Consider the following 6,452-nt stretch of genomic DNA (forward strand, 5'->3'; position numbering starts at 1 on the left):
TGTTATTGCGAAGAAAAGGCTTGGATTTCCCGGTGAAGCAATATAGGTTGCGGTCACGTGTTGGGCAGATAGGAATGAACGAGATTCGTTCGGTACTTGGTTTGCCTCGGGGGTCCGCTCTTTTAAACGAGAGTTTCAACGGTTGAACACGACCCAATGCGTGAATCAGTCAAACTGACTTGAGAACCAAGCGGCAGGTCGGCGCAAAGGCGCAGTATGCTCGCGGCACAAAGGTCCTGACCCGGTTTTCCGGTCATGGCGGTTGGTGCCATGTATCCATCACAAACAGAGAATTCAGGTGAACGATCTATGAGGCCAGGACAGCAGAACAAGCGCGGTCGAGGGCGTGGCAACAATAACAACGGCGGCGGTGGCGGCGGCGGTGGAAATAACAATAACAACAATTTCAACCGCAAGGGCGGCAATCCGCTGACCCGGACCTATGACAGCTCCGGCCCCGATGTGAAGATTCGCGGTACTGCGCAGCATATCGCCGAAAAATACGCACAGCTCGCCCGCGACGCCCAAAGCTCCGGCGACCGCGTGATTGCCGAGAATTATCTCCAGCACGCCGAACATTATAATCGTATCATCGCCAGCGCCCAGGCGCAGATGCAGGAACGCTTCCAGCGCGACGATCGCGGCGAGTACAATGATCGCGACGGTGCGGACCGCGACGGCGACGACATGGACAACAATGACAATGAGAATGACAATGACGGCGACGATGTCGTTATCGTCCAGCCGCCGCAGAGCAGGCCGCACCAGCCGCAGCAGAGCAGACAGCACCAGCCGCAGGCACAGCCGAAGCCGGTAGCCGCTCAGGCGCCTGTGCCGGCACCCCAGTCCGAGGTCATCGATGGAACCGGCCCGCAGCCGGAGATCGAAGGCATTCCGGCCGAAGTCGCCATGGACGAGGAAGGTGCCGGCGGCCAGCCGCGCGAACGCCAGCCCCGCCGCCGCAGCACCGGCAGCCGCCCCCGTCGCCCGCGTCGGGGTGCCGAGGGCGAAGAAGCAGCCGCTGAAGGCGAAGGTGCCTCTGCCGAGGCGCCAGTGCTGGCTGACGTCACATCGGAATGAGGATTTCGCTTCCCCTTCAGGGAGAGCGTGACGTTCATGCCATCTACTCGAATTAGCTTGAAAATCCCCGGCCTTGTGCCGGGGATTTTCATTTTATGGGCTCTTTAAACTCGCTGAACAGGCTACCATATTCTCTTCGAACTGCTTCGCCCGAATCCCAGCCGGGCAAAGCGCGACCTGCCTTTTCAGGGGGTCGATCTCAATCATCGGTCTGCGCCTCGTCAGGGCAGGGCGATCCATGGAGGCAGAATATGAATATCGAGAAATATTCGGAGCGGGTGCGCGGTTTCATCCAGTCCGCCCAGACCTATGCGCTGGCGCAGGGTCACCAGCAATTCACGCCCGAACATGTGCTGAAAGTCCTGCTCGACGACGATCAGGGCCTGGCGGCGTCGCTGATCGAGCGCGCCGGCGGCGATGCCAAGGCCGCCCGCCTGGCCAATGACGCGGCTCTCGCCAAGTTGCCGAAGATCTCCGGCGGCAACGGCAACATCTATCTGGCACAACCGCTCGCTAAGGTCCTTTCGACCGCCGAAGAAGCGGCGAAGAAGGCCGGCGACAGCTTCGTAACCGTCGAGCGCCTGCTGCAGGCGCTGGCGATCGAATCCTCGGCCTCGACCTTTTCGACGCTGAAGAACGCAGGCGTGACGGCCCAGGGCCTCAACCAGGTCATCAACGACATCCGCAAGGGCCGGACGGCGGATTCCTCCAATGCCGAGCAGGGTTTTGACTCGCTGAAGAAGTTCGCACGCGATCTCACCGCCGAAGCCCGCGAGGGCAAGCTCGACCCGGTGATCGGCCGCGACGACGAAATCCGCCGCACCATCCAGGTGCTTTCGCGCCGTACCAAGAACAATCCAGTGCTGATCGGCGAACCCGGCGTCGGCAAGACGGCGATCGTCGAGGGCCTGGCGCTGCGCATCGTCAACGGTGACGTGCCGGAATCGCTCAAGGACAAGAAGCTGATGGCGCTCGACATGGGCGCGCTGATTGCCGGTGCGAAATACCGCGGCGAATTCGAGGAGCGGCTGAAGGCCGTGCTCAATGAAGTCCGGGCGGAAAACGGCGAGATCATCCTGTTCATCGACGAGATGCACACGCTGGTCGGCGCCGGCAAGGCGGATGGGGCGATGGATGCCTCCAACCTCCTGAAGCCGGCTCTTGCCCGCGGTGAGCTGCATTGCGTCGGCGCGACCACGCTCGACGAATACCGCAAACATGTCGAGAAGGATCCGGCCCTTGCCCGCCGCTTCCAGCCCGTCGTCGTCGATGAACCGACGGTCGAAGACACGATCTCGATCCTGCGCGGCTTGAAGGAAAAATACGAGCAGCATCACAAGGTGCGCATCGCCGATGCGGCGCTGGTGGCTGCGGCGACGCTTTCCAACCGCTATATCACCGATCGTTTCCTGCCGGACAAGGCGATCGACCTGATGGACGAGGCGGCAGCGCGGTTGCGCATGCAGGTGGATTCCAAGCCGGAAGAGCTCGACGAACTCGACCGCCGTATCATGCAGCTGAAGATCGAGCGCGAAGCGCTGAAAAAGGAAACGGACGTCGCGTCTGCCGACCGCCTGAAGCGGCTTGAAACCGAAGTGACCGATCTCGAGGAACAGGCCGATGCGCTGACGGCCCGCTGGCAGGCGGAAAAGCAGAAACTCGGCCTTGCCGCCGATCTCAAGAAGCAGCTCGATGATGCCCGCAACGAACTGGCGATCGCCCAGCGCAAAGGCGAATTCCAGCGTGCCGGCGAGCTGACCTACGGCGTCATTCCCGATCTTGAAAAGCAGCTCGTCGATGCCGAGAAGCAGGATGGCGACCGCGGCGCGATGGTGCAGGAGGTGGTCACCCCCGACAATATCGCCCATATCGTTTCCCGCTGGACCGGCATTCCGGTCGACAGGATGCTGGAGGGCGAACGTGACAAGCTGCTTCGGATGGAAGACGAACTGGCGAAATCGGTGATCGGCCAAGGCGATGCGGTTCAGGCCGTGTCGCGCGCCGTCCGCCGCGCGCGCGCCGGCCTGCAGGATCCGAACCGGCCGATCGGCTCGTTCATCTTCCTCGGCCCGACCGGCGTCGGCAAGACGGAGCTCACCAAGGCGCTCGCCCGCTTCCTCTTCGACGACGAAACGGCGATGGTGCGCATGGACATGTCGGAATATATGGAGAAGCACTCCGTTGCCCGGCTGATCGGTGCACCTCCCGGCTATGTCGGTTATGACGAAGGCGGAGCGCTGACGGAAGCCGTGCGTCGCAGACCCTATCAGGTCGTGCTGTTCGACGAGATCGAAAAGGCGCATCCCGACGTCTTCAACATCCTGCTGCAGGTGCTGGACGATGGACGCCTGACCGACGGTCAGGGCCGGACGGTCGATTTCCGCAACACGATGATCATCATGACCTCGAACCTCGGCGCCGAATATCTGACGCAACTGAGGGATGGCGACGACAGCGACACGGTTCGCGAGCAGGTGATGGAGGTCGTGCGCGGGCATTTCCGGCCGGAATTCCTGAATCGCATCGACGAGATCATTCTGTTCCATCGCTTGAAGCGCGAGGAGATGGGCGCGATCGTCGATATCCAGCTGAAGCGGCTGGTGGCTTTGCTGTCCGAGCGCAAGATCATCATCGATCTCGACGAGGAAGCCCGGCACTGGCTGGCGAACAAGGGTTACGATCCGGTCTACGGCGCAAGGCCGCTGAAGCGGGTGATCCAGAAGTTCGTGCAGGATCCGCTGGCCGAGCAGATCCTGTCCGGCCAGGTGCCGGATGGATCGACGGTGACGGTGACGAGCGGTTCGGACCGGCTGCAGTTCAGGACGAGGCAGACGGTGAGCGAAGCAGCGTAAATCCAGTTTGCCGGATGAATGAGAAATGGCGGCTTCGGCCGCCATTTTTCGTTGGATGGTCGGGGCCGTTTGTTGGAGGGGAAGCAGCGTAGATGGACGCTACTTGCTCGCCACCTGGTCCGGCGTCTGGTTGTTGAGCAGCGTATCGATGCGTTTGCGCTCGTCTTCGAATTTCGCCAGCGCCTCGCCCTGCAGCGATTTGCCGCCCGGCAGGCGGATGCGCAGCGGATCGACCTTGGTGCCGTTGACGATCAGCTCGTAATGCAGGTGAGGGCCGGTGGATTCGCCCGTCGTGCCGACCCAGCCGATCACCTGGCCCTGGCGGATCTTGGCACCGGGGACGACGCCCTTGGCGATGGCGCTCTGGTGATTGTAGGAGGATTCATAGCCGTTGGCATGGCGCACGATCGTCTGGTTGCCGTAACCGCCGGAATCCCAGCCGGCTTTTTCGACCGTGCCGTTGCCGGCGGCGATGATCGCCGTGCCGCGTGGTGCAGCCCAATCGACGCCGGTGTGCATGCGGGCAAAACCGAGGATCGGATGGCGGCGCATGCCGAAGCCCGATTTGAAGATGCCGTTCGGAACCGGGTTACGCAGCAGGAACTGGCGGATGCTCTTGCCGTTCTCGTCGAAATAATCGACCGTGCCGTCTTCGGGGTCCTGGAAGCGGTAGAAGCGCGTCTGCGTATCGCCGAAACGGGCGTTGACATAGAGCAGTTCGGAATCCTCGGTCGCCTGACCAGCGCTGTCGGCGACGGAGAAGAAGGCTTCGAGACTGTCGGTCGGCCTCAACTGCGCCTGAAAATCGACATTGCTGGCGAGCAGCTTGATGATCAGCGCCGTCATATCCTTGGTCATGCCGTAGGAAAGGGCAGCACGATAGATGCCGTCATAGACGCGCGGCAGGTTCTGGCCGGGGGGCGGTGCGAAGGAATTGTCATCGAAGGCGGTGGCGATGGCATCCAACATCGGCGGCTCGCTGCCGGGCACATATCTGCCCTTGTCGTCGACGGCTACGGTGACGAGATGGCGCGTGCCGCGATAGACGCTGGCTCGGATGATCTTTGCCTGTTCGCCCTTCTGAATGATGCCGATGCGCAGCACATCGCCCTTGTCGAGATCACCAGAACCCAGTTGCTGCGCGATATAGCCGGCGATGCCATCGGCATATTGCTGCGGATAGCCTGAATCCGTCAGCGCCTTGGCGATGGGCGTGTCGACGCGCACCGGCAGGATGTCGTCGGCGAATTCTTCGGTCTGCGGCGTGATCGATTCCGATGCGGAGACCGTCATGTTCTGTTCGAGCACGCGGGCGGACAGACCGGCGGTCAGATCGACATCGGCATCCTCGTTGGAGAAACGACGCGGATCGACGTAATAAAGGGCTGCGAGCTGCGTGTTGCCGTCGGTCAGCACCGAGCCGTTGGAGCGCACATTCTCTTCGACCTCCTCGAGCGACAGGCCGGATGCCATCTGCATGCTGGTCTTGCCGGTCGGGAAGGGAATGGTCTTCAGGCTGACTTCGGATTCGACGTCGGAGCCGTAAAGCGCGCCTGTGCGGCTTTGCGGCGCGGGCTGCGGCTCGTCGGCGGAAAAGATCGCCAGAGGATCGAAGTCCGGATAGTCCTCCGTCGCCACATGGTTGGCGGCCAGCGTCATCTTCACATGCGCGAAGGGCTGGCGGCGGACGACTTCCTTTTCGCCGTCGTGGACGACGGTTGAGACTTCCATGATGGCACGGTCGGACGGTTTTGCGGCGATGGCGGGCGCGATCAGCCGGCCACCGCGGACCACTGTCGTATCCTCATGCGTGTCCGCCGCAACACTTGCATAGGCTTCGGCGGGGATCGCCAATTGCTGGCGGCCATCAAGGGCGGCAAAAAGGGCGACACCCATCAGGACGGATGATGTAATGCCTGTGAGGAACGTGCCCGAGAGCCAGCGCAAGGAAACTTCGCGCCGGTCGGGCGCGCGTCTGCCGTCTGCCAGAAGCGGAGGCTCGTTGCCCAACGAGCGGATCATCATTTTCTCCGTCATCATGGCAGTCGGGTCCGCGTCCTTACATCAGGCGTCTGTGGGAGCATGTATCGGCCATCCTGGCTGGGGCGAAAGATGTGCATATTTTGGGCATGGAAGTCAAATCACTCAGGAAAAGGCAGTCTGCCTGCATTTGCCTGTGTGAATCATGTGCCTCTTAAGACCAGCAGATTGTGATGATGTCGGGGCGCAGGGGACAAAAGAGTGTTCTTTCCCCGAAAAGTCGAAAGACGTTCATCTTTCGTGGCCGTGTAAGGCCGGTCGGAATCCGGGAAATGATCGCATTTGAGTGTCGTCCGAAACTTTTCCTGTAAAAACAATATCTTGAAAGAAAAATCAAATTTTTCGAAAAGCGCTGTTGACTGTTCTCCTGGGTTAGTTCTATAAGCCCACTCACTGAACGAGGGCGGCGGCGCTGCTGGCGACGAAGTCTTTCGTTCTAGTGAAACTCAAGCGGATTGGCGATTGCTGGTTTGTGTTCTG

General features: G+C 61.1%; 3 protein-coding genes. 2 read left to right on the forward strand and 1 reads right to left on the reverse strand.

Translation table 11 applies throughout. The features are described 5' to 3' along the window. Positions 1-309: 309 nt before the first annotated feature. The gene (locus ACM5SV_RS08940; RefSeq protein ID WP_222014473.1) at positions 310-1,080 is read left to right on the forward strand and encodes a DUF4167 domain-containing protein; all 771 of its coding nucleotides are present in this window, start codon (positions 310-312) and stop codon (positions 1,078-1,080) included. 251 nt (positions 1,081-1,331) lie between these two features. Next, positions 1,332-3,932 (forward strand): ATP-dependent chaperone ClpB, encoded by a 2,601-nt coding sequence (gene clpB / locus ACM5SV_RS08945; RefSeq protein ID WP_222014471.1) that lies wholly within the window; start codon positions 1,332-1,334, stop codon positions 3,930-3,932. A gap of 99 nt (positions 3,933-4,031) precedes the next feature. Here clpB and ACM5SV_RS08950 read toward each other — a convergent pair whose 3' ends face one another. Next, positions 4,032-5,972 (reverse strand): M23 family metallopeptidase, encoded by a 1,941-nt coding sequence (locus ACM5SV_RS08950; protein ID WP_222014470.1) that lies wholly within the window; start codon positions 5,970-5,972, stop codon positions 4,032-4,034. Positions 5,973-6,452: the final 480 nt, after the last annotated feature.

This window comes from Rhizobium sp. CRRU65 (genome assembly GCF_048551595.1).
Taxonomy (GTDB): domain Bacteria; phylum Pseudomonadota; class Alphaproteobacteria; order Rhizobiales; family Rhizobiaceae; genus Rhizobium; species Rhizobium leguminosarum_J.

What these genes read in the sequence shown, in the direction of transcription:
- clpB (WP_222014471.1), top strand. Translation starts at nt 1,332, where the DNA reads ATGAATATCGAGAAATATTCGGAGCGGGTGCGCGGTTTCATCCAGTCC.
- ACM5SV_RS08940 (WP_222014473.1), top strand. Translation starts at nt 310, where the DNA reads ATGAGGCCAGGACAGCAGAACAAGCGCGGTCGAGGGCGTGGCAACAAT.
- ACM5SV_RS08950 (WP_222014470.1), bottom strand. Translation starts at nt 5,972, where the DNA reads ATGATGACGGAGAAAATGATGATCCGCTCGTTGGGCAACGAGCCTCCG.